2 protein-coding genes are annotated in these 1223 nt (G+C 53.0%); both read left to right on the plus strand.

Annotated features, from left to right (window positions below; genetic code table 11):
• Positions 1-57 precede the first annotated feature (57 nt).
• Positions 58-354, plus strand: a complete 297-nt coding sequence (locus tag KGB21_RS29310) for a transposase (RefSeq protein WP_223507545.1) — start codon at positions 58-60, stop codon at positions 352-354.
• Entirely contained in the window at positions 351-1184 is an 834-nt protein-coding gene (locus KGB21_RS29315; RefSeq protein WP_223507546.1) for an IS3 family transposase, read from the plus strand. The genes KGB21_RS29310 and KGB21_RS29315 overlap by 4 nt, the downstream gene beginning before the upstream one ends.
• Positions 1185-1223: the final 39 nt, after the last annotated feature.

Genomic DNA, 1223 nt, shown 5'->3' on the forward strand with positions numbered 1-1223 from the left:
TGTTGCGGTCGAATTTTTTTAGACCATGATGTAGGAGCGTCGATCTAAGGAAGCATCATGGGTTATCGGGTTGTCACGTCAGAGGAAAAAGCAGAAGCCATTCGCTTGGTTGTGGAGATGCATTACTCCGTACCTAAAGCCTGTGAAGCAACGGGAGTAGGCCCCACTGCCTTGCGCCGCTGGGTTTCACGTTGGCGCCGGGAGCAGGACGGGATATCGCAGCCTCCACGACTGCAGGACCAGGAACTGATCGAGTCGCTACAGGCAAAACTGGCGCTACTTGAAGCTGAGAACCAAGTGCTAAAAAAGCAATTGCCCTCTCATCTAAAGGTTCTGTTCTCTCGAACCAAATGATTGATGGCGTTAAAGGTGCGATGTCGATTCGGCGTATGTGCGCAGTGCTTGGGATTGCCCGAAGCAGCTATTACTCAAAGCGAAAACCCAAGCGACTGAAGCCTGCAGTGCGTTGGTTGAGGCGCAAACTTCGTGCATTGCATAAGGAACATCGAGAGGCGTTGGGTACTCGCGGGCTTTGCAAAGAGTTAAGAAAAGAGGGGGTTTTCATTGGTCGCTATCGAATGCGTACCTTGATCAATGCCTTTGGCCTGCACCGACGCAGACCACGTTATGCCCACTATCGCCGCGCCACGAAGCCGGCGATCGTAGCCCCGAACATACTTGATCGTCGCTTTAATCCAAGCCGGCCAGACACGCTTTGGGCAGGCGATATTACCTACATCAGAGTGGGCAATAGCTGGCTTTACCTCGCGGTGGTGATGGATTTGTTTTCCCGCAGGATTGTGGGCTGGGCGTGCTCTCGAACTGCCGATGCTGAGCTGTCTGCAAGAGCGCTGAAGTTGGCAGTATCTATCCGGCGACCGATGCCTGAGCTGCTGTTCCACTCAGACCAAGGCTGTCAGTACACTGCTGATCGATTTGTTTCCTACTTGGCAGAAAGCCGCATCGTTCAGAGTATGAGCCGTCGAGGCAACTGCTGGGATAACGCGGTGGTAGAGCGCTATTTCAGGACATTGAAGCACGATTGGATGCCGGAAAACGGCTACCAGAATCATTTCGAAGCGGAGAAGGATGTGCTGGAATTCATCTCGCATTACAACTATCGCCGTTGCCACTCCGCCTCGAACCACTTGCCGCCTGCGCTGTTCGAGCAACAGGCGGCTTAATCCTCCTACGGGATGGTTTAAAAAAACTGAACCACTACA

The sequence above is a fragment of the Pseudomonas sp. GL-RE-29 genome (assembly GCF_019947275.1).
Classification (GTDB): Bacteria; Pseudomonadota; Gammaproteobacteria; order Pseudomonadales; family Pseudomonadaceae; genus Aquipseudomonas; species Aquipseudomonas fluorescens_A.